Source organism: Micromonospora sp. GCM10011541 (assembly GCF_042650725.1).
GTDB lineage: Bacteria > Actinomycetota > Actinomycetes > Mycobacteriales > Micromonosporaceae > Micromonospora > Micromonospora sicca.
The window spans coordinates 1-19,460 of record NZ_JBHSBP010000040.1 but is presented as its reverse complement, the minus strand read 5'-3'; the positions used below and the strand labels follow the sequence as shown (position 1 = coordinate 19,460).

Sequence of the window (19,460 nt, the reverse complement as noted above, 5' to 3'; positions counted from 1 at the left end):
CGTGGTGGGCCGCCTACCGCGAGAGGCTGGAATCCACCGCGCGCGAGTTCGCCTGAGGACGCGGTCTTCGCGTAACCCGCGGATTCCGTCCAATTCGTCCGAGAAACCGGTTGCATTCTGCCAGCGGCCGTCGAAGCCCGAAGCCAAGGTCACATGCACGGATTTGCCGCGAGTAGTGCGGTCCGCGGTTGCTGCGGGCTTCAGAGCAGCGGATCGCGGAGGCTTGCCGAACCAGCAGGCGCACGACGTCTGAACCTCAAGAAGCGGGTGCCGCTGGTTCGGTTTGAAAGTGTTGCGGGACCGCGTCGGCGTTTGTTGTTCGGTTCACGTCACCTTCTGGGTGATGATCTGCAAATCTGCTGAACTGCCTCAGGTTCGACGACCGAACCCGGCATAGTTCGCCGCCAAACCTGAGGCACCGCTGGTCAGGGCCGCATCCGTGCCTCAGGTCTACTGGCGAGGGCGCGGTGCCGGCCAGGGATGCTCCGGCCGGCACAGCGCCACCGATTAGCCTTGGCGCGTCGTAAAAATCGCGGCGGCGCCGGCCGGCAGGCGGTAGGCGTAGGTCGTGTCTCCCCACGGCACGTCGAACGTGGCGACCGAGCGGCCCGAGTTATACACGACGAGAAGCTGTGTGCCGTCGGGCAGCACGGCCGTCTTGCGCTGAACGCCGCTGTCCGAGCCTGCCGCCACGCTCGCCGGACCGGCGGGCCCGAGCACGTTCAGCTCGTGGATCGACCACCAGTTGCCGGCATCGCCCTGGTTCACCACCCGGATGTAGCGGCCCGTGACCTGCGGAATAAGGATCTTGGCCACCGGGCTGCCCGGTCCGGTCGCGATCGGCTGGCCCCAGTTCGTGCCGTCGTTGGACACAAAGAGCTCGTACCCCCGCGGGGAGTCGCCGCTGCTTCCCGTCGTGTCCAGGACGACCTGGTTGAACGTCTGCTCCGAGCCGAGGTCGACCTGGAACCAGTCGCCGGGCCGCATGCCGCGACCCGTGCTCCACCGCGTGGCTGGGTCGCCGTCGATCGCCTTATCAGGTGGCTCGGTGGCATTGCTCGCCGATGCCGACACCGTCCACGCGCCACGCGGCAACGGCACTGCGGTCGTCGGAGGGGTGAGCGACGCGCCGGCGGGGAGCGTGTAGCCGAGCCACTGGTTGCCGACCCGCACCTGAGCCTGGTGAGCCAGCATTCCAGCGTCGTAACTGATCAGCGCTCGCGTCCCGTTCGGGTTCTCGAGCGGAATGTCAACCGAGCCGATCGCGGCTGGGTCCACAGTGCCATGCTGGGTGCCGGTCCAGGTGAACGTGGCCGCCGCCCCGCCGGCAAGGCTGTAGGTGAACCACTTGTTGCCCCACTGCACGCGGAACGTCTTTTGGCTGTTCGCGGAGTTGAACGCGACCAGCGCCGTGGAACCATCGGGGTTGACGAAGGCGACGTCTTGCACGTCACCGGCCCCAAGGGAGTTGGACGCCACCCGGCGGGCGCCCGGACGCACGAACTTGCTGGCGTGACCGAGGGCCCAGTAGTCGACGGTCTTGGTGTACGACCAGTGGCCGGCCGCGTCCTGCGCGACCGTCACGACGCCGCGGCAGGTCGGGCAGCCGCCGTTGGTCGGTCCGTTGTTCTGATCCAGGGCGATGTTCCAGCGGATGACACCCTTTGCCCAGTCACGGGTGCTGTTGATGACCAGGCCCAGCGCCGCGGCGAAAGCGGCCTGCTCGTCGCCCTCCCACGTGCCGCCCGAACACTCCGTGTGCCACGCCGGCTTGTTGGGGTAGTTGTTGTGCGACACGGCCTGGGCCCGCACGTCACCGCCGTAGCAGTGCCACGCCGTGCCGGCGACGAACCCAGTCGCGGCCGGGTCGGCGTACATGGTTTCCGGATAGCTGACGACATCCCAGTTGTGGTCGTAACCAAGGATCCCGGTCTGCAGTTCGCGGTCGCGTAGTGCCGGGCCGAGGTAGTTCTTGATCAGGTTGTTCTGCTGCTCGGCGCTGAGCGACATACCCGGATATCCGGAGGGTACGTAGAGCGGCTCGTTCTGCGGGGTGATGTAGCGGACGGGAACCCCTGCCTCCGCGTAGCCTTCGAGGAACTTCGTGAAGTAGTCGGCCAGCGGCTGGTAGGCGTCCGGCTTGAGCGTCCCGCCGATCATCGAGTCGCTGGTCTTCATCCAGCCTGGCGGGCTCCACGGCGACGCCATCACGGTCAGCTCCGGGTTGAGCTGACGGGCTTGCTTGAGCACCGGGATGATGTATGCCCGGTCGTGGTCGATGGAGAAATGGGCGAGTGTCGGATCGGTCTGGCCGGCTGGCATGTCGTCGTACGAGTAGTTCCCGTTCACCGCGAAGTCACTGGAGCCCATCGGCTGGCGCAGGAAGCTCAAGCCGATGCCCTGGCGGCTGAACAGGTCGCGCATCACCGCGTCGCGCTGCGCGCTGTCGAGGCGGGTGCCGACGAGCCAGGCGGAGGAGTCGGTGAACGACGCCCCGAAGCCGGTGATCTCCTGATACCGCCGCTGGCTGTCGACGGTGATCGTCGGTCCCTGCGGGGCCTGCCCGCCATGCCACGACACGGTGGATTGGCGCGACAGGTAGGTCTTGGTGCCGAGGTCGGTGAGAAACACGGAAACCCCCGCTGGCGCGCTTGCTGCGGCGGACGTTTCGGCCGGACAAAGCACGAGTAGGGACAGTGCAGTGACCAGCCCGACGCCTAGCCCTCTTCGTGACACCTCGTGATCCCTTCGTTGCATGGCTGCGCCCCGATCCGGGAACGTTCCGCGCGCGGCGCGAGGATTCGGGACTTCATTCAAGTGTCGAATTATTTACACATTTAACTTATGGCACCGTCAAGGGCCATTGACCGAGTGCCGTGCCAGAGCGCGACGTGCGGGCATGATCTGCGGCTTCGTTGATCGGTGTCAGGCTGCCCGCTGGTACTTGTCGCACGCCTCGCGGTGCGCTGTCATGCCACGAGTCGCACGGTCGATCACCAGCCCTGCCGGTGCCCGACTTGCCCAAATTCGTGTGTGTTCTGGCGGGCGTCACCAGGGATGCCGTCAACGCCGCATGGCGGCGGTTGCTGCTCCGTCGCGGACGTGGGTCGGTCGTCCCGCCCGCGATACCGGCTGAGGAGCAACGCCGTGGAACCAGATGTCGCGCCGTACCCGCTGTGCCTCACGGCACAGCCCGACCAACCGGTCGACCAGCGGCTCGCAGTCAACATCGATGAAGCAGTGCAGCAGCGATACCGGCTGCAGGCCAAGCCGCTTGGCCAGCCTCTTCCCGGAGCCGTTCCAACGCCTGCATGGGACCACGGTTTGGCTGCGCGCCGACGTTGAGGCGTGGATCGCCGAGCACCGGCCACCTCGGGTCACCGACAGCGACGACGCCGAATAGCTCGCCTGCACCGGAGGGCAACCACTCGGAGGCTCTCCGTCGCTCGCCGGGCTCCACCCGCAGAAGCCGCGGGAGGCCGCGCACCTCGAACGCGGGACGTTCGAGGGAGCCGGCCGGCTCTATGCCCACCCTTCGGGACCTGCCGCGGGCCGGGCGGCGCCTGCATGTTCCGGTCCAGCGGTGCGGGTCAACGGTCGTCGCCGAACAGGTAGTGCAGGTACCGCTGCGGGTCGGCCAGGAACGAGCGGGTCAACACCACCGGCTGCGCCTCGTCGTAGCTGACCTCGCTGATGGTGCCGGTGACATCGATCTGCAGGGTCCGCGCGTGCGGCACGGCCAGCAGGATCGGTGAATGGGTGGCCACGACGAACTGCGAACCGGTCTCAGCGAGGTCGCGGATCCGGGTGAGCATCGCCAGGCAGCCGTGCACCGACAGCGGCGCCTCCGGCTCGTCGAGCAGGTACAGTCCACGCGACCCGAACCGGTGGGTAGCCAGGTCGAGGAACGATTCGCCGTGGGAACGCTCCTGCAGGCATTGCTCGCCGGTCCCGCTGTCCCCGACGACCCGCTCCTGATGAGGGGCAGCCCGGGCAGGAATCTTGTTCGTGCTACGAACCGGTGGCCCACTGACAGGAGCAGGGCGTGTGGTGGCGCCTGCAGGGGACGCTGCTGGCACGGTTGCGTGGCGGGGGCTGCCGGGCCGAGCCCGGTCGATCGCGGCCGACCTGGCAGCATCTGCCGCCTGGCATGCGCCGCCACTTGTGCTCACCCTCGACCGACATGACGAACGGCCTGGGAAGGTGGCCACGGTCGGCGGTCGCATATGTGAAGGCCTGTATGACGGACGGTGATCCCAGCGGGCTGCGTGCGGGCTGGCTGAATTCGGCCTCCGTCCGCCCACCGCTTGGCAGAGTGGGGAGGTGACCAGGAGCCGGTTGGCGGGGCATTCCGGTGAGCGTCCTGCGCGATTCCTCGGGGGCATTCAACTGTCCCCCGGGGGCCCCGGGGTGACCCGGTTGGAGCTGTTCCTCGACCTGGTGTTCGTGTACGCGTTCCTGAGCGTGACGGACCTCGTGGCGGAGAACTTCCGGATCGAGGGCCTGTTCCAGGGCGTTCTGGTGGTCCTGTTGCTGTGGCGGGCCTGGAGCTCGTACACCGTGCTCGGCAACCTCGTCAGGTTGGACAAGGGAATAATGCGGCCGCTCATCTTCGGGGTGGCCGCGACCATCCTGGTGACCGGGATCGCCGCGCCGGTGACCTTCACCGATCGGCCAGGTGGCTTGTTCGGGCCGTTGATCTTCGTCGTCGCCTTCCTGCTGGCCCAGCTCTTCGCGCTACTGATGTTGACGTACACCGTTTCGGGTGGGACCCGAGGACCCCTTCTACGCGCATGGTTGCCGTTCTCCGGCGGCGCGGTCCTGCTGCTGTGCGGTGCGCTACTCCCTCGCCACCTGCCCGCGGGCGTCGACGGTGGGTCCGTCCAACTGGCCCTGTTCTTCACCGCCACCGTCGTCGATTTCATCGGCGTGCGGGCGCTCGGCGCGGACAACTGGCGGATCGTGTCCGTCCCGCACTGGGCCGAGCGGCACCGGCTGGTCGTGCTCATAGCGTTGGGCGAGACGATCATCTCGATCGGCACTGCCCGTGGCCTCATCGGTGACCCACCGATCACCTGGTCGGTGATCGGGGGCTCCGCCCTGAGCCTCGTCGTCGTGGCAGTACTCTGGTGGCGCTACTTCGACATCGCCGGATTCGCCGCCGAGCAGGCGCTGCAGCGGTGGCCGGCAGCCACCAGGTCACGACTCGGCCGGGACGCATATAGCGTCCTGCACGTCGTCATGATCATCGGTCTCGTCCTCATCGCGCTGGGGCTCAAACGCGCCTTGAGTTCGGTCGAACCCGCCACCGCGTACCGGTGGGACCAGCTGAGCACACTCGTCCTCTACGGAGGTGTCCTGGTCTACCTGCTCGGGCTGGTGGCCCTCGAGCACCGCACCATCCGCCTGCTGGGTCGTAGCCCGTTGCTGGGGATCGTCCTGGTGACCACCTTGGCTCCGGTCGCGGTCCGCCTGCCGCCAGTGGGCGCGGTGGGGCTGCTCGCCGCCGTTCTCACCAGTATGGTCCTGGCCGACCTCACCGTCTTCCGCCGGCGGCATCACTTGCTGCACAGGCAGGCGGCGGAGGCGGCGATCCATGCCGCCACCACCGGGGTCACACCAAAGGAACTCTTCCTCGATCTGGTGGTCGTCTACACGTTCATCCAGGTCACCGTGTTGATGACCCGGCACCCCACCGGGGTCGGGGTCGCCCAGGCCCTGGCCGTGCTCAGCCTGCTGTGGGTCGCCTGGTCCCTCTACACCCAGGTAGGGAACGTCCTTCGAAGCGAGTCCATCCCCGTCCGGTTGAGTGTCCTGCTGGTCGTGGCGCTGACCCTAACGATCGGCATCGCTATCCCACAGGCGTTCGACGTTGTACCCGACGGCCTGCCCGGTCCGATGATCGTCGTGGTCTGCTACATCGCGCTGCGCGTGCTGCACCTGATCGCGCTCCGGCTGGTCGTCCGTCCGGATCGGGCACCACACGCCCGGATGCTGCGGGCGGGCGTTCCGACGGCGGCCGCGCTCGTCCTGTTGTTGTTCGCCGCGCTGGCTTCCTCGCGGCCGCATGCCCCGGAGGAGCTGAGCCCGCTCGCGGCGAGCCTCTGGCTGGCGGCCATCGTCGTCGACCTCGCCGGGGGCTACTTCGTCGTCCAGCGGTTCTGGCAGGTGAGTTCGGCCAAACACTGGACCGACCGGTACGCCCTGATCATTCTCATCGCACTGGGCGAGTCGATCATTTCGGCGGGGGTGGCCGTCTTTGGCCGCGCGATTTCCTGGTCGGTGATCGTCGCCAGCGCCACCAGCATGGTCCTGCTGGCCACGCTGTGGTGGGCGTACTTCGACACGGACGCCATCGTCGGAGAGCGCGTCACGCAAGACCGGACCGGCAACCAGCGGGCCGCGCTGGCGCGCGACGCATACGCCTACCTGCACCTGCCCATGATCGTCGGGCTGACGCTGCTTTCCTTCGGCATACGGAAGACCCTCGACGTGGTCAGCGACCCGTCAGGACCGGCGCGTACCCCGCTGGGGCACGCCATCCTCTTCGCCGGAGTGCTCGTCTATCTCCTCGCCAACCAGGCATTCTGGTGGCGCACGCGGCACCAGATCCGCTGGGTCCGGGCCACCGGAATCCTGCTGGTGGCGATCCTCGCGCCGGTGACCAGCCCACTGCCGCCGCTGTGGGCGCTGACCATCCTGACGGCCGCCACCGCCGCCGTCATGATGATCGACTCCCACCACGCCGCCGAGCTACGGCGGCGGCTACACGAGCCACCACCCTCAGCCATCCTGACCAGCAACCGCCCATGAACCCCATCAGCCAACCCGCCGCGATCCCCACCGCCATCGTCCGAGCCGCGCTACCTACGGTCACGTCCGGGGCTGTCTCGCGAACGGTGTTTCCGGCGATCTTGTTAGTAGGTCTCAGCGGCCGGGAAGCGGTCGATGAAGGTGATGGCGAAGGCGTTCAACGCGGGTTTCCAGCGCATCGTCCATCGGGTTCTGCCGGCGCCGGTCGTGTCAAGGGACCGGGTCACGAGGTAGAGGCACTTAGCGCGGCCTGCTCGTTGCGGATTGGAGCCATGAGCCTCGGCGGGAGGTCAACGCCAAGTGGCTAGGGCTTACTCCGGCGGCGGGGAGTGAGCCAGGCGAGGGGTTGTCCGCTGAGGGCTGCGTCGGCGAGGCGGTGGGCGCTCGCGGTCTTGAGCGCCGCTCGTGAGCTGTCAATCCAGCGCTGGACGTTGTCGATGCCCTGATGGCGGTACTCAACCGCTTGGACGAGGCATTCCAGCTTGTCAGCGTCGCGAGCGACCACGGCTTCTGGTGTCTCACCCGCTTCGTATTCCGCAACGGCGGCGGTGATGACGTCGGCGACTGCCGGTGGGCAGGTGGCGACCTGGTCGGCGGTGACGGTGGTGTTGGGTGCGGCGGTGAGGTAGCGCTTGGCGATGTGCGGGATGTCGGTGATCCGGGTTTCCTGGGTGTCGTGCAGAACGCACAGCATCGACACCCGGGCCGGCTCCGGCCGCCCAACTCGAGCGCCACCTCGGAAGCGGTCAGTCTCCTCGATGGCCTGGTCGTCCACGACGTCGGCAGATACAACCGCCAATCCAGAGGACACGAGGCGGTGCCGGTTACCGCGTGGACACTCACCCCGATCTGGCAGTTCGCCACTTCCGAGGGGCGCGTGATCTCGGTTCACCGCTGCGTCAGCGCTTTCACCACCACCGGCAGGCGTCCCAAGGCGTGCGCTATGCCCAATCCGTCCATGTAGTCCCACGCGTGGACGATCTCGCCGTCGCGCACGCGTAGCACGAGCACACCCGGAAACTCGAACGGCTGACCGGTGGACCGCAGGACACCGCGGACGACCTGTTCGACGACCAGCACCTCGCCGTCCGCGCAGGAATGAACGGCCACCTCACACACCTCCTGCGGTTGCGCGTCACTAACCGCCCAGGCGGCCCGGTACGCGGCGCGGAGACGCATCGCCCTCACCCCGGCAGGTCAGGCACTCGTCAAACGGGGACGGCGCCACCGCACCGACACGGAACGCCACGCCGCGGACGTCCTCGGCGCGGACGAACTGCGGCGTACGGCGCGGACGCTAGAACAGCTGTGCGCACTGCTCGAGGAACGCCTACGCGCATCAGGCGGGCCGCTGTGATGGCCCCGTGTACGCGGGCGGTGCTGGTCAGGACGCCGCGCCCACCTGCAGCGGCGGACCGATGAAGGACTATCCCAAGTCAGGATTCATCCGCTGCCTGAAGCGGTACCTTGTCGGCACCGCCTACCGGGTCATCTGCGACGCGCGCGATGTCCCCCATCATCGATGTGTGGGCGGCCGATGCCTACGACCTGGCCACCGATGGGTGGCTCCCCGGCGGGGAGGTGGGGCTCACCTTCGGCGTGGTTGGGTGCGGCTTCTCGGTCTCCGTACCCTCGAGTTCTGACGAGTTCGGGCCCCACGCCGCAGTTCCTCGCTTCGCTGCAGGCACTCGACGTTGACCTGCTGCCACATCCCGTCGCATCTGCCACAGGTCCACTACCTTGACGCATTCCTTGACCGCCATGGCGGCCACAAGCGTCCGGGTGGGAGACGCAGGTCACAGTCGGCGGGGCTCACATCTTTGCCGAGCCATCTCGTCACTCCCACGTACGAATCAGATTCTCCCGCGTGGAAGGAACATCATGAGCTCACCGGATGAAAGGCTTCGCCGCGACTTCGGCGGCGACATCATCGAACCGGGCGGAGCGGAGTACGAATCGGCGAGCCGCTCGGTATTCGCTTCCGGTAGTCCGGCCTATGTTCTGCGGCCCAAGAGCGTCGGGGACGTGCAAGTAGGTGTCAGGTTCGCGGCCAGCGCAGGACTTGTGCTGTCCGTGCGAGGTGGCGGCCACAGCTTTCCGGGCTTCGGCAGCAACGACTGCGGCATCGTGATCGACCTCAGCAAGCTCACAAGCGTGGAGCTCATCGACAAGGAACGTCATCTCGTGCGTATCGGCGGCGGCGCCACTTGGGGTCAGGTCGCGGCCGCTCTCGCCCCGCATGGCCTGGCGATCTCCTCGGGCGACAACAAGAGCGTCGGTGTCGGCGGGCTGACGTTGGCCGGTGGCATCGGCTGGAAGGTCAGGAAGTACGGTCTGGCCCTGGACAACGTGGTCGCCGCGGAGGTGGTCACTGCCAACGGAGCGCTCGTGCACGCAAGCGCGGAGGAGAACCCGGAGCTGTTCTGGGCGATTCGCGGTGGCGGCGGCAACTTCGGGATCGTCACCGCCTTCCAGTTCGTGGCACATCCGACGACGGACGTCTTCTACGGCAGGATTGCCTTTCCGGCGTCGGAGGCGGGCAGCGTGCTGCAGGGTTGGGCGGACTGCCTCCGTACCGCGCCCGAAGCGCTCACCTCCACCGCGAACCTCGCCAATCCGCTGGCCGGCGGACCCGAAGCGCCGGTGGAGATCTACGTCGCCTTCGACGGCGATGACCCGGCGCTCGCGGCCCACGCAATCGACCCGATCCGCCGGCTCGGCACGCTGATTGACGACGACGTCGCCCTGAGGCCTTATGCGGACACGCTCGTGGACGGCGTGCCCCCGCCGCCGGGCATCCAGTTCCTCACCCGGAGCGCGTTTGTCGAGAAGGAATCGGTATCCGAGGTCCTGCAGATCCTTACCGAGGTCGGGGCAGCGGAGGGGTCGCCGTTCATCGCCGTTCGCAGCGTCGGCGGTGCGGTATCCCGAGTCCCCGACGACGCCACCGCCTACACGCACCGCCAAGCCGAGTTGATGTTCGTGACCACCACCGCGGGCCCGGAGCCGGTCGTCGAGGCCACTCGTCCAGCGCTGGAAGCGATTTGGCGGAGACTCGCACCCCACGTCAATGGCGCCTACGCGAACTTTCTCGCCACTGCCACCGACGAGGACGTCGCGGCGATCTATCCAACGGAGACCTACCAGCGGCTTGCGGCGGTCAAGCGTCAGTACGACCCCGCCAACTTGTTCGCCCATAACCACAACATCCGGCCTCAGTAGGCCGTTGGCGGGCAGGCAGATCCGACACACCCGCGGCCCCGGCGGCCTGACCCGCGACCGACCCCGGGACACCGAAGACCGCCCGCGGAAGTTCCTTCTGGCAGGACGACGGCCCCACCCCCGACCGTGCATACGCGGCGGCGGAGTGGGGCCGTAGGCCTCCTTGCGCTCATGGACGCCGAAGGGGCGCCGCCTGCATAGTTCTGACAGTTCGATCAGTCCCCGCAGCTGATCGAGCCCGAACTCCGCCACGGCCTGCGCTGCCAGCGCCGGATCGGCGTCGAGCGGTAACGCGTCAGCACCCACGTTCACCGGTGCCGAGAGACAGTTCGTCCTGCGAGCGGCGGTCAGGTAGCACCCGCCGGGTCGGTCGCGGAGACGCGGTCAGTACGCCGTCCAGAGCTGGAGCTTCTCGGGGTTGCGCACCACCCAGATGCGCTTGACCCGGTCGCCTGCGACGTCGAAGGCCAGCACCGCCGCGGTGACGCCCTCGTGCTGAACTACCAGACCTGGCTGACCGTTGACCGTACGCTCCAGGATCGTCAGGCCGGCTACCCGGCCGGCGATGTCGACCAGGTAGCGCGCGACCTGCTCGCCGCCTTCCACGGGATGGAGCGCGGCGGCTGCCAGGCCGCCGCCGTCGGCGGTTGCGGTAGCGTCGGGGTCCAGCAGGCCGATGAGGGCGTTGACGTCCTTGGCTTCCCATGCCTGCCTGAGGTGCCTGATGACGACGGCGCCGTGCTGGACCACGGGGGTCGCGGGAACCTGCGGCGCCGCGATGCGGCGGCGGGCCGACGAGGCCAGCTGGCGACACGCCGCCGGCGTTCGTCCCACGATCCTGGCCACTTCGGGGAAGGGGTACCGGAAGACGTCGTGCAGGATGAACGCGACGCGCTCGGCCGGGGTCATCGACTCGAGCACGACGAGGAAGGCCATGTTGACCGACTCGTCGAGGGTGACCCGGTCGGCCGGATCGGCCGTGGCCCCGCCCGGCCGCCCGCTGATCCACTCCGTATGGTCGGGCAGCGGCTCCGGGAGCCACTCGCCCACGTAGCGCTCCCGTCGGGTCCGGGCCGAGCGAAGCACGTCGAGGCAGATAGTGCTGGCGACCGTCGTCAGCCAGGCGGCGGGAGACTCGATGGCGTCCTGCTGCCGCGCAGTCATGGCGTACCAGCGGGCGTACGTTTCCTGTACGGCATCCTCGGCTTCCGCCAGGGAGCCGAGTAGCCGATACGCGAGGTTGACCAGCCGGCGCCGCTCGCTGATGATCGCGCTCAGTCCCGGGTCGAGCTGGCCGCCTTCTGGCTCGGACTGTGTGGTCATGGTGTCGCCGGCTCCCTGTGCCTCGTCGCTCTCCTCACCAACTCGACGAGACAGCACACGGAATTGTGAGGTTGGCGCGCGGCCTCACAGTAGGGAGGCTCTCGTCGTCGTACTGCTGACACCGCATGACGTGCGAGGAGTGCCCCATGAACATTGCTCTGTGGATCGTCGCTGGGCTGCTGGCCGTTGCCTTCCTGGCCGGCGGCGCCATCAAGCTGGCCCTGCCCAGGAGGAGACTGGCCGCCGCCCCCGGCGGGGGATGGGTCGAGGACGTCAACGCCGGCACCGTCAAGGCCATCGGCGCCCTCGAGGTCCTGGCCGCGATGGGCCTGGTCCTGCCAGCCATGCTCGACATCGCGCCGGTTCTCGTGCCGGTGGCCGCCGTCGGCCTGGTGTTGCTGATGATCGGCGCCATCATCACGCACCTGCACCGTCACGAGGCCAAGCCGATCCTGGCAAATGTGGCCTACCTGGCCCTGGCCGTCTTCGTGGCGTGGGGCCGCTTCGGCCCGCACTCCCTGACCGGCTGACCCACTGCCCGACACCACAAGGAGAAGCCGATGTGACGCGCGTCTCCGGGGGCGAAGGCCGCACCGCGACGCGGCCTTCGCCCCGTGGGATCACCGCGAGCGCGTCGCCTGACCGGTGCCGCAGCCCATCTCCGGCACCGCCGCGCGTTTCGGCCCAGCCATCACATCATCCCGCCGGGATGTCCTTGACGAATACGATCCCATCATTGCTGGCCACGTGGGCCGGGTCCAACGGGGAGTAGCCGAACCAGGGGGACACGCGGGGAGCGGGCGTCACGTCGCCGAGGACGGTGGCCAGTCGGCGGGTGTCGACGACGTATCGGTCCTCCGGCAGCGCGTACAGCAGCCCCTCGATGGTGTCCGGAGGTGGGGCGTCCACGCCATGGTGGCGGATCGTGCCGAGGGCTGTGGCCAGGAAGGCGTACCCGTCGCCCAGGTGGGCGCTGACGATCGCGCCGGCGCTCCACCATTCCAGCGGCAGGTCGCCCATCCGCATCCTGCTCTTGTTCCGCTGGAGGTGGCCGTTGTGGGCGGACACCAACGCCGGGCCCCGCTCGGCGATGGCGAACAGGTTGGCGGCCATCATCGAGTCCCGCAGAGCCAGCAGCCGCGCCATGCGACCCGGTGACGTGTCGGCCATCCAGAAGTGGTAGCGCAGCAGGCCGGTGGCGGTGCGCCTGTACAGGCATGCCCGGTCCCAGTCGTCCGGTGAGGACGCCGCGATCAGCTGTGGCGTCTGCGCGTCGAGCAGCGCCACCAGGTCGTCGGCGAGCAGCCGCAGCTGCTTGGCCTCGGGTGTCTGCCCCACGGACTGGGATGGGTCCATCATCGCGGCGGGGTTGGTCCACTGGTCGTCGGCGCCGAGCAGGCGGTCGAGCGTATCGGCGGCGCAGGGGAGCAGGTCGGCGTCGGCCCAGGCGGTGTGGTAGGCGTGGAGTGCGGTGAGGGCCTGCCGGGGGCTCGCGGCGCCGGTGATCTCCAGCGGGCCGTCGAAACCGGCGAAGCGCAGCCGCTCGGACGCGGGCCGGCCGTCGTTGTACGCGCGCATCCAGCGCACCAGCTCACGGTTGGCCGGGAAGGCGCCCCACTCGTGGCTGAAGCCGCGCTCCATGACCTCGTCGAGGTTGCCCGTGCCGGACGTGACGTAGTCGTCCACGACCAGGCCCATCACGCAGTCGCTCTCCATGGCGATCGTCCGGTAGCCCTCCTGCTCGACGAGTTGCCGGAAGAGTTCGTTGCGTACGTCGAGCAGGAGGTCCGCGCCGTGGGTGGGCTCGCCCAGGGCGAGCAGCCGCGGCCGGGTCGGGAGCAGCCGCATGACGGTCGCGGCCTCGACAGCATGGGCGGTGTCCTTGGTACCAGCAATCATGCCCTCAACGGTATCGTTGAACCTTCGGTTGAAACTTCTCCGCGATGGTGACAGGACAGTGGGGCGAAACCTTCAAGACGGTGGACGGCTCAGGCCGGTCGACCTGGCGCGCGGGCACGGCCTGTCCACCCAGGCGATCAGGAACTACGAGGCGGCCGGAATCCTGCCGGGCGCCGAACGCACCCTGCACGGATACCGCACCTACATGCCGCTGCACGCGCAGGCCCTCCGCGCGTTTCTCGCGCTCGTGTCAGGACACGGCCACCAGACGGCCACCTCGATCATGCAGGCGGTCAACCGGGACGCGACCGAGGACGCGCTCCGGCTCATCGACGAGAGCCACGCCCAGCTGCTCGACGATCGCCGCACCCTCCAGGCCGTCGAAGCCGCGCTTCGCGACCTCGATCCTGTACCGCGGGAGCGCGGTGACACGTTCGTCGGCCCGCTGTCGCGGCGGCTCGGCATCCGACCGGCCACCCTGCGCAAATGGGAACGCGCCGGCCTGGTCCAGCCGCGCCGCGACCCGCGGACGGGCTACCGGGTCTACAGCGAGGCGGACGTCCGCGACGCCCTGCTGGCCCACCAGCTCAGACGGGGTGGCTACCTGCTGGAGCAGATCGCCCCGCTGATCGCTCAGGTCCGCTCCGCCGGAGGCGTCGCACCGCTGGAGTCGATGCTGGCCGACTGGCGCGCCCGCCTCTCGGCCAGGAGCCGCGCCATGCTCGCCGGCGCCGCCGCATTGGACGCCTATCTCGACCGCCGCCCTGCTCCGCCCGGATGACGAGCGGCCTGCTGGCCGCGAAGCTCCGGGGTGTCTTAGTGATCGTGACGGACAGCCGTCCGAGCAGTGCGTGATTGCTCACGGCCGACTCTGACAGCAACAGCAACCGGCCCAGTCAGCACCAGCACCGCACGCCTACCTGGCCGTGGATCGGCCGGCGATGCACGTCGCCGACGGGGCCGTCGCCGCCGTCGACTGGGTGCTCGACCACCTGCCCGCCGGATCCGGGGGTGAGGAATCGGGCTGAGCTCAGCTCTGGCTGGTCACCGCCGTGGGCTGATGTTTCTTCGCGGGGACGACGTCCCTGAGCAGCCAGCGGACCGGAGGGCTGACCAGCGGACGCAACGCCCACACCACGGGCCGGCTGGCGGTGATCCAGACCAGCGCAACGACCGCGGCGATGAGCACCAGCAAGGCTGGGATGTTGTCGACCTGGTCGTCGAGGGGTGACCAGGCGAAGGCCAGGACGACGAACCCGTGCAGCAGATACGGGTACATGGAGTTGGCTCCCCAACCCGTGAGGAACGTCTGGCGACGCGGAGCGAGCATCATGATCGCCCATGTCATCGCCAACCCGACGGCCATCAGTCCAAGCCGGATCAGGACGCCCTCGGTCATCTCCACCCCGAGCCGCTGGTAAGCCCGGTTCCAGTACACCCAGAGGTTCGACAGGCGCGAGGCGACCAGATAGGCCATCGGCGCGGCAGCGATGAGCACGGCGATCGCGGTTAACCGCACAAGCGGAGATGGGCGGTACGCGAGCCTGCCGCGACCGAGCCAGACGCCGAGGACGAAGAAGGGCAGCATTCCTGCCACCCGGTCCAACGACAGGGCGTGGCCGAGCACCGTGGCGGCTCCGGCGGAGAGGGACACCACGATCGCGATGACGACCGCTCCGCGAAGTTGGGCGAAGAGCGGAGCGAGCATCCGCCAGATGAACAGAGCGGGCAGGAACCACAGGTGATAAATCGGGGAGAGGAACTCGTTGACCGTCCAGGGCATCGGCCTGTCCATCACCGTGTAGAAGCTCATGTAAAGCAGCTGAAACACCACGTACGGCGCGAGCAGATCCCGGATCAGCGACGCCGCACGACGGCCGGTGAGCTCGGTTGCCGAGAGCATCCCCGAAAGCATGACGAAGGCCGGCATGTGGCACAGGTAGATGAACGTGTAGATCGTCCTGCCACCTGGCGAGGAGCCGAGCGTCTGACCCACCATGTGGCCGAGCGCGACCAGGACGATCAACAGCCCTTTGACGTTGTCGATGTACGGGTCGCGCCTGATGGGCGCGACAGCGACGCCAGGGCTCTCAGGCATCACCGTGGTTGTCACCCGGCCAGGCTGCCGGTCGGCCGATACCCGATCTAGCTGGAGTGAGCAGGATCACCAAAGGCCGCCCGCGGAGCGCTGTTCCTTGCCAGGCTCACCGTTCAAGGAGTGCAGGTCGCCGAACGCGACCGGCCACAGGCGCAAGCGGCGGGTCCGCGAGGACAATCCACTGGCCCCGCTCTTCGGCCGCATGGTCCCCAATTGCGTGGGTAGCCGGCGGACATGACCGCTTCAGTTGCGCACCTGCACGGCGGGCCACTCGATGGGGTGGACCGGCCAATAGCCGGCAGTCCTGATGAACTCGTGGAATTCACCCATGAGACCCCCGACGGCACTTGGTACGTGGAGTACCGCAGGGCTCGCCGCGCCGATGACGGCTGGCACTACGAGGCTACCGGCGGGATGGATAAACAGGATGAAGAGTGATACGGCCCTCAGAGGGGCCGTTCACCGGCGGGAACTGAGCCGATGATGGAAGCTGGGACTTCAGCCCTCCATCCTCACGGCCGGATAGCGGTGGCCGCGCTGTGCAAAGAATCCTTCGAACTCCCTCAACTGGAGTGGCTCGGGGATCGGGTGCCGGTCGGGTATGGCCCGCAGAGCCGACTGGTAGCGGAAGAACGTCGCAAGGTCGCTCGGGTAGCGACGAGGCTCTGTCCCGGCGAACGATCCCGCCACTCGCGCACGTTGAAGCACCCTGCGCCACTGGTCGACGCTTGCCAGTCCCACGGATTCCACACCATGGCAGAACAGCATGAGGTGTAAGTAGTCGTAGGTGTCCGACTGATCGAGATAGCGCTCGAGTGCGTCGGCCGAACTCTGGACGGGGAAGATGCTCCAGTAGGGTACGCAACCGGTCCGGAGAGCCCACCAGGGGTCGGCGAGGATGAACGACTCCACCAGCAGTCGGTTGGTTGGCAGGCCGCGTTGTCGGTACCACCAGCGATAGAGGTCGGCGATGAGCGGGCTGAGGTCCTCGGGGTCGTCGAAGATCAGCCGCCGTACCTGATAGCCGTGTCGGCGCGCGAATGCGGTCGCGTCGTCCCGTAGCGCCGGTTCGAATCCCCATTCCGCCTCAGGGCTTTCGCTGTCGGGCGTCGGCGCCTCCCACCGTGTCCGCTTGACTCCGTAACGACGTAGGTATGCGGCTATTCGGGGATCGCCCTCGCGATACTGCGACGGCTGCAGTCCGCCGACGGCACCGAACTGGAAGACGTGTCGCTCGCCGACGCGGGTGGTGGGCCATCGCCGGGTGCACTCGGCGAGCAGGACCACGCCGCCGGGATCGAGCGTGTTGGTCAGGAATCGCTCGTACGCGGGTCCGAGCCGGGTGCGTTTGACGCGGAAATAGGCCATCCGCCGCGACGTCAACCGATCCTGGTTTGGATCATGCAGGTGGTGCAGGACGAAGTCGGGGTTGCGTGCCAACAGTGCCTGGGCGGTGGCGTCGAAGGCGTGTAGGGCGCGCATCGGATCATCCGGGGGCACCTGCCGTTGACGCAGCGGGAGCAGAAGCGTCTGGGGCAACCAGGCGATACCGAGGGCCGCGCACAGATGCACGAGCGCTCCGCTGGACGAGCCGAGGATGACCGCCGGGTACCGGCGCCGCGGGTAGAGTCGGACGATCGAGGCGGCGGCTTGCTCGATGTCGAGGGCCGCCATTCGTGCCGCCGGCTGCGCCTCGGCTCCGCTGGCCAGGCTGTAGATCGTCTCTCTGAGCCGGACCGGAAGCCGGTTCGCGGCGGTCGCGAGGGGACGCAAGAGTCGCCCCGCAGGCCTGCCCATTGGTGGCGTGTCGCGGTGATGAAGGTAGCGGGCAGTTGCCATGACCATGGCAGAAGCGGAGTCGAATGCCGCCACCTCGCGGGGTAGTTTCATCCCACCTCCCGCGGGCGGTTACCCCGAAAATCATCCGGTACGCCCGGTTCCGTCCGTGGCTGTCGGGTAACCGCGGGTATGCGGAAGAGGCCGGAGCCGTATTCGCCACCATTTCCCTCGAATGGGACGACGTCGTACCACGACGGTCCGTTGGGTCGGATGCGCAGCCGGGCGGTCGGCGAGCCGCGAGCCGATGTGCCCGAGCTGGTGCTCGTCCAGGGCATGGGAGTGGCCGACTACCTCATGCCGGGCCTCGGCGCTCTCGGCGAGTGGACGCGTGCGCACCTCGTCGAACTACCCGGCTTTGCCGGCAGCGGTGAACCGCCGCACGAGCTCACCGTGGTGGAGTTCGGCGATGCGGTCGCGGACTGGCTCGCCGCCCAGCGACTCGGTCCGGTGGTACTCGCCGGCCATTCCAGCGGCACTCAGGTTGCCGCGCAGGCTGCCGTCGGCCACCCCGATGTGCGTGGTGTCGTCCTGGCCAGCCCCACGGTCGACCCGGTCGCTCGGAGCCCGCTGCGTCTGCTCATCCGCTGGCGACTGGACGGGCACCGGGAGCCACCCGGGCTGACCCAGTCACACCGCCCCGAGTGGAAGCGGGCAGGGCTTCCCCGCATGCTGCACCTGGCACGCGCACATCTCGACCACACGATCGAGGAACCCGTGACCCGCTTCAGGGTTCCCCTGCTGGTGATCCGCGGACGCGACGACATGATCAGCACTTCCCGGTGGGGCCGCCAGCTGGCTGCGCTACCGTCCACCGGCGAGTACGTCGAAGTCGCCGGCGCCCACACCTTCCCATGGCTGGATCCGAAGGCCTGGTCCGAACCGATGCGCCGCTTCGCGACCGGGCTCGGTTGATTGTCATCGGCCCGCTGAACCGTGAGCGGCGCCTTGCCGTCTTCTGGTATTGCGCGCACCGGTGCGATGGAAACAGGGGTTGACCTGGCGGGGGTGGGGTATCCGCGGCCCGTGCGGACAAGGGATCTCGTCGTTGTTGTCACCGGGGCGTCCAGCGGCATCGGCCGGGCCACCGCCCACGCCTTCGCCGATCACGGCAACGCCCTGGCCCTGGCGGCGCGGGGAGAGGCTGCGTTGGACGACGTTGTTCAGGAGTGCGTGGAGCGTGGCGGGCCGGCGATTGCGGTGCCCACGGACGTCAGCGACGCGCAGGCGGTGCGGGAGTTGGCCCAGCGAACTCTGCAGCGGTACGGGCGGATCGATGTATGGGTCAACAATGCTGCGGTGAGCGTTTTCGGGCGATTTCAGGACGTTTCGGAGGAAGGCTTTCGGCGGGTTCTCGACGTGAACGTGATGGGCTACGTGCACGGGGCCCGTGCGGCACTGCCCGTGATGCGGGAACAGGGCCATGGCGTGCTGGTCGATGTGTCATCGGTTGTCGGGGTGGTCACGCAGCCGTACACCCACGCCTACACGATGTCGAAGTTCGCGGTCCGGGCGTTGAGTGGCAGCCTGCGGCAGGAACTGCAGGTGGAGGGCGCATCCGGAATCCACGTGTGCACGGTTCTGCCGGCGACGATCGACACGCCGATCTTCCAGCACGCCGCGAACTACACGGGCCGGGCGGTCCGGGCCATGCCGCCGGTGTACCCGCCGGAGCGGGTCGCGCGGACCATCGTGAACCTTGTGCGGCGGCCCCGGCGGGAGGTGGCCGTCGGGACCGCGGCCCACGCGTTGCTGATGCAGTCCCGGCTGACTCCCGGCCTGGTCGAGCGGCTGATGGCCATCCAGGTCGACCGGCAGCACTTCATGCGCCGGCCCGCGCCGGCTACCGCCGGGAACCTGCACCGGCCAGCTCTGGAGTTCGAAGCAATCCACGGCGGCTGGGACAGCCGGCAACAGGCAGCCCGGCGCGCGGCGGGAGCCGCTGCCGCACTGCTGGTCGGGACGGCCGCAGCCGCGCTTCGCCGTTGGCGGCGATGAGTGGCAGGCCGAGCTCCGTGCCACGGCATGGGCGGATGTGCCTCACCAGACCGATCAGGAATCGAGAAGCGCCGGCCGCCGAGCCGCACCTAGCGTGACTGCCATGGACATCACCATTCACACCAGCTCCCTCCCGCACACCGACCCGGACGCCTCCCTGGCCTTCTACCGCGACACCCTCGGCTTCGAGGTCCGCAACGACGTCGGACAGGGCAAGATGCGCTGGATCACGGTCGGACCCGCCGACCAGCCCGACACGTCCATCCTCCTG

General features: G+C 68.3%; 15 protein-coding genes and 3 pseudogenes. 8 read left to right on the top strand and 10 right to left on the bottom strand.

Annotated features, from left to right (window positions below):
- Window positions 1-507: 507 nt before the first annotated feature.
- Together ACFOYX_RS16260 and ACFOYX_RS16255 are read right to left on the bottom strand one after the other, a co-directional pair.
- Entirely contained in the window at window positions 508-2,631 is a 2,124-nt protein-coding gene (locus ACFOYX_RS16260; RefSeq protein ID WP_322443309.1) for a discoidin domain-containing protein, read from the bottom strand.
- Window positions 2,632-3,590: 959 nt separating this feature from the next.
- The gene (locus ACFOYX_RS16255; RefSeq protein ID WP_322443308.1) at window positions 3,591-3,833 is read right to left on the bottom strand and encodes a hypothetical protein; all 243 of its coding nucleotides are present in this window, start codon (window positions 3,831-3,833) and stop codon (window positions 3,591-3,593) included.
- A 586-nt stretch (window positions 3,834-4,419) separates the two neighbouring features.
- On the opposite strand from ACFOYX_RS16255, the gene ACFOYX_RS16250 reads away from it, so the two are divergent.
- Window positions 4,420-6,813 (top strand): low temperature requirement protein A, encoded by a 2,394-nt coding sequence (locus ACFOYX_RS16250; RefSeq protein WP_322475153.1) that lies wholly within the window; start codon window positions 4,420-4,422, stop codon window positions 6,811-6,813.
- Between the two features lie 104 nt (window positions 6,814-6,917).
- Here ACFOYX_RS16250 and ACFOYX_RS16245 read toward each other — a convergent pair.
- The 4 genes and pseudogenes from ACFOYX_RS16245 to ACFOYX_RS16230 all read right to left on the bottom strand — a co-directional run.
- Window positions 6,918-7,058, bottom strand: a pseudogene (locus tag ACFOYX_RS16245) (IS256 family transposase); the annotation flags it as partial.
- 59 nt (window positions 7,059-7,117) lie between these two features.
- A pseudogene (locus ACFOYX_RS16240) lies at window positions 7,118-7,525 on the bottom strand (HD domain-containing protein); the annotation flags it as partial.
- A 67-nt stretch (window positions 7,526-7,592) separates the two neighbouring features.
- Window positions 7,593-7,674, bottom strand: a pseudogene (locus tag ACFOYX_RS16235) (transposase); the annotation flags it as partial.
- Window positions 7,675-7,701: 27 nt separating this feature from the next.
- Window positions 7,702-7,992 carry a nuclear transport factor 2 family protein gene (locus ACFOYX_RS16230; protein WP_322443306.1) on the bottom strand — a complete coding sequence of 97 codons (291 nt, stop codon included), beginning with the start codon at window positions 7,990-7,992 and terminating at the stop codon, window positions 7,702-7,704.
- A gap of 702 nt (window positions 7,993-8,694) precedes the next feature.
- On the opposite strand from ACFOYX_RS16230, the gene ACFOYX_RS16225 reads away from it, so the two are divergent.
- Window positions 8,695-10,035, top strand: a complete 1,341-nt coding sequence (locus tag ACFOYX_RS16225; RefSeq protein WP_322443305.1) for an FAD-binding oxidoreductase — start codon at window positions 8,695-8,697, stop codon at window positions 10,033-10,035.
- Window positions 10,036-10,419: 384 nt separating this feature from the next.
- Here ACFOYX_RS16225 and sigJ read toward each other — a convergent pair whose 3' ends face one another.
- Complete coding sequence (sigJ, locus tag ACFOYX_RS16220) at window positions 10,420-11,358, bottom strand: RNA polymerase sigma factor SigJ (protein ID WP_322443304.1); 939 nt, start codon at window positions 11,356-11,358, stop codon at window positions 10,420-10,422.
- Between the two features lie 146 nt (window positions 11,359-11,504).
- On the opposite strand from sigJ, the gene ACFOYX_RS16215 reads away from it, so the two are divergent.
- On the top strand, window positions 11,505-11,888 hold the full coding sequence (locus ACFOYX_RS16215) for a DoxX family protein (protein ID WP_322443303.1): 384 nt from the start codon (window positions 11,505-11,507) through the stop codon (window positions 11,886-11,888).
- A 166-nt stretch (window positions 11,889-12,054) separates the two neighbouring features.
- On the opposite strand, the gene ACFOYX_RS16210 is transcribed toward ACFOYX_RS16215, so the two are convergent.
- Complete coding sequence (locus ACFOYX_RS16210) at window positions 12,055-13,257, bottom strand: erythromycin esterase family protein (RefSeq protein WP_322443302.1); 1,203 nt, start codon at window positions 13,255-13,257, stop codon at window positions 12,055-12,057.
- A 58-nt stretch (window positions 13,258-13,315) separates the two neighbouring features.
- Between ACFOYX_RS16210 and ACFOYX_RS16205 the strand changes: the two genes are divergently transcribed.
- Complete coding sequence (locus tag ACFOYX_RS16205) at window positions 13,316-14,038, top strand: TioE family transcriptional regulator (protein ID WP_322443301.1); 723 nt, start codon at window positions 13,316-13,318, stop codon at window positions 14,036-14,038.
- Window positions 14,039-14,287: 249 nt separating this feature from the next.
- Here the strand turns inward: ACFOYX_RS16205 and ACFOYX_RS16200 are convergent, their stop codons facing one another.
- A complete protein-coding gene (locus ACFOYX_RS16200; RefSeq protein ID WP_322443300.1) occupies window positions 14,288-15,370 on the bottom strand; it encodes an acyltransferase family protein in 1,083 nt (360 codons plus the stop codon).
- A gap of 219 nt (window positions 15,371-15,589) precedes the next feature.
- On the opposite strand from ACFOYX_RS16200, the gene ACFOYX_RS16195 reads away from it, so the two are divergent.
- Window positions 15,590-15,793 (top strand): hypothetical protein, encoded by a 204-nt coding sequence (locus ACFOYX_RS16195; RefSeq protein ID WP_146231307.1) that lies wholly within the window; start codon window positions 15,590-15,592, stop codon window positions 15,791-15,793.
- 60 nt (window positions 15,794-15,853) lie between these two features.
- On the opposite strand, the gene ACFOYX_RS16190 is transcribed toward ACFOYX_RS16195, so the two are convergent.
- Window positions 15,854-17,245, bottom strand: a complete 1,392-nt coding sequence (locus ACFOYX_RS16190; protein WP_322443299.1) for a hypothetical protein — start codon at window positions 17,243-17,245, stop codon at window positions 15,854-15,856.
- A 159-nt stretch (window positions 17,246-17,404) separates the two neighbouring features.
- Here ACFOYX_RS16190 and ACFOYX_RS16185 point away from each other — a divergent pair, with 159 nt between their 5' ends.
- The 3 genes from ACFOYX_RS16185 to ACFOYX_RS16175 form a co-directional block, all read left to right on the top strand.
- Window positions 17,405-18,106, top strand: a complete 702-nt coding sequence (locus ACFOYX_RS16185) for an alpha/beta hydrolase (protein ID WP_322443297.1) — start codon at window positions 17,405-17,407, stop codon at window positions 18,104-18,106.
- A 21-nt stretch (window positions 18,107-18,127) separates the two neighbouring features.
- A complete protein-coding gene (locus tag ACFOYX_RS16180) occupies window positions 18,128-19,189 on the top strand; it encodes an SDR family oxidoreductase (protein ID WP_377534087.1) in 1,062 nt (353 codons plus the stop codon).
- A 103-nt stretch (window positions 19,190-19,292) separates the two neighbouring features.
- On the top strand, window positions 19,293-19,460 hold a 168-nt coding region (locus ACFOYX_RS16175), incomplete at its 3' end, for a VOC family protein (RefSeq protein ID WP_377534089.1).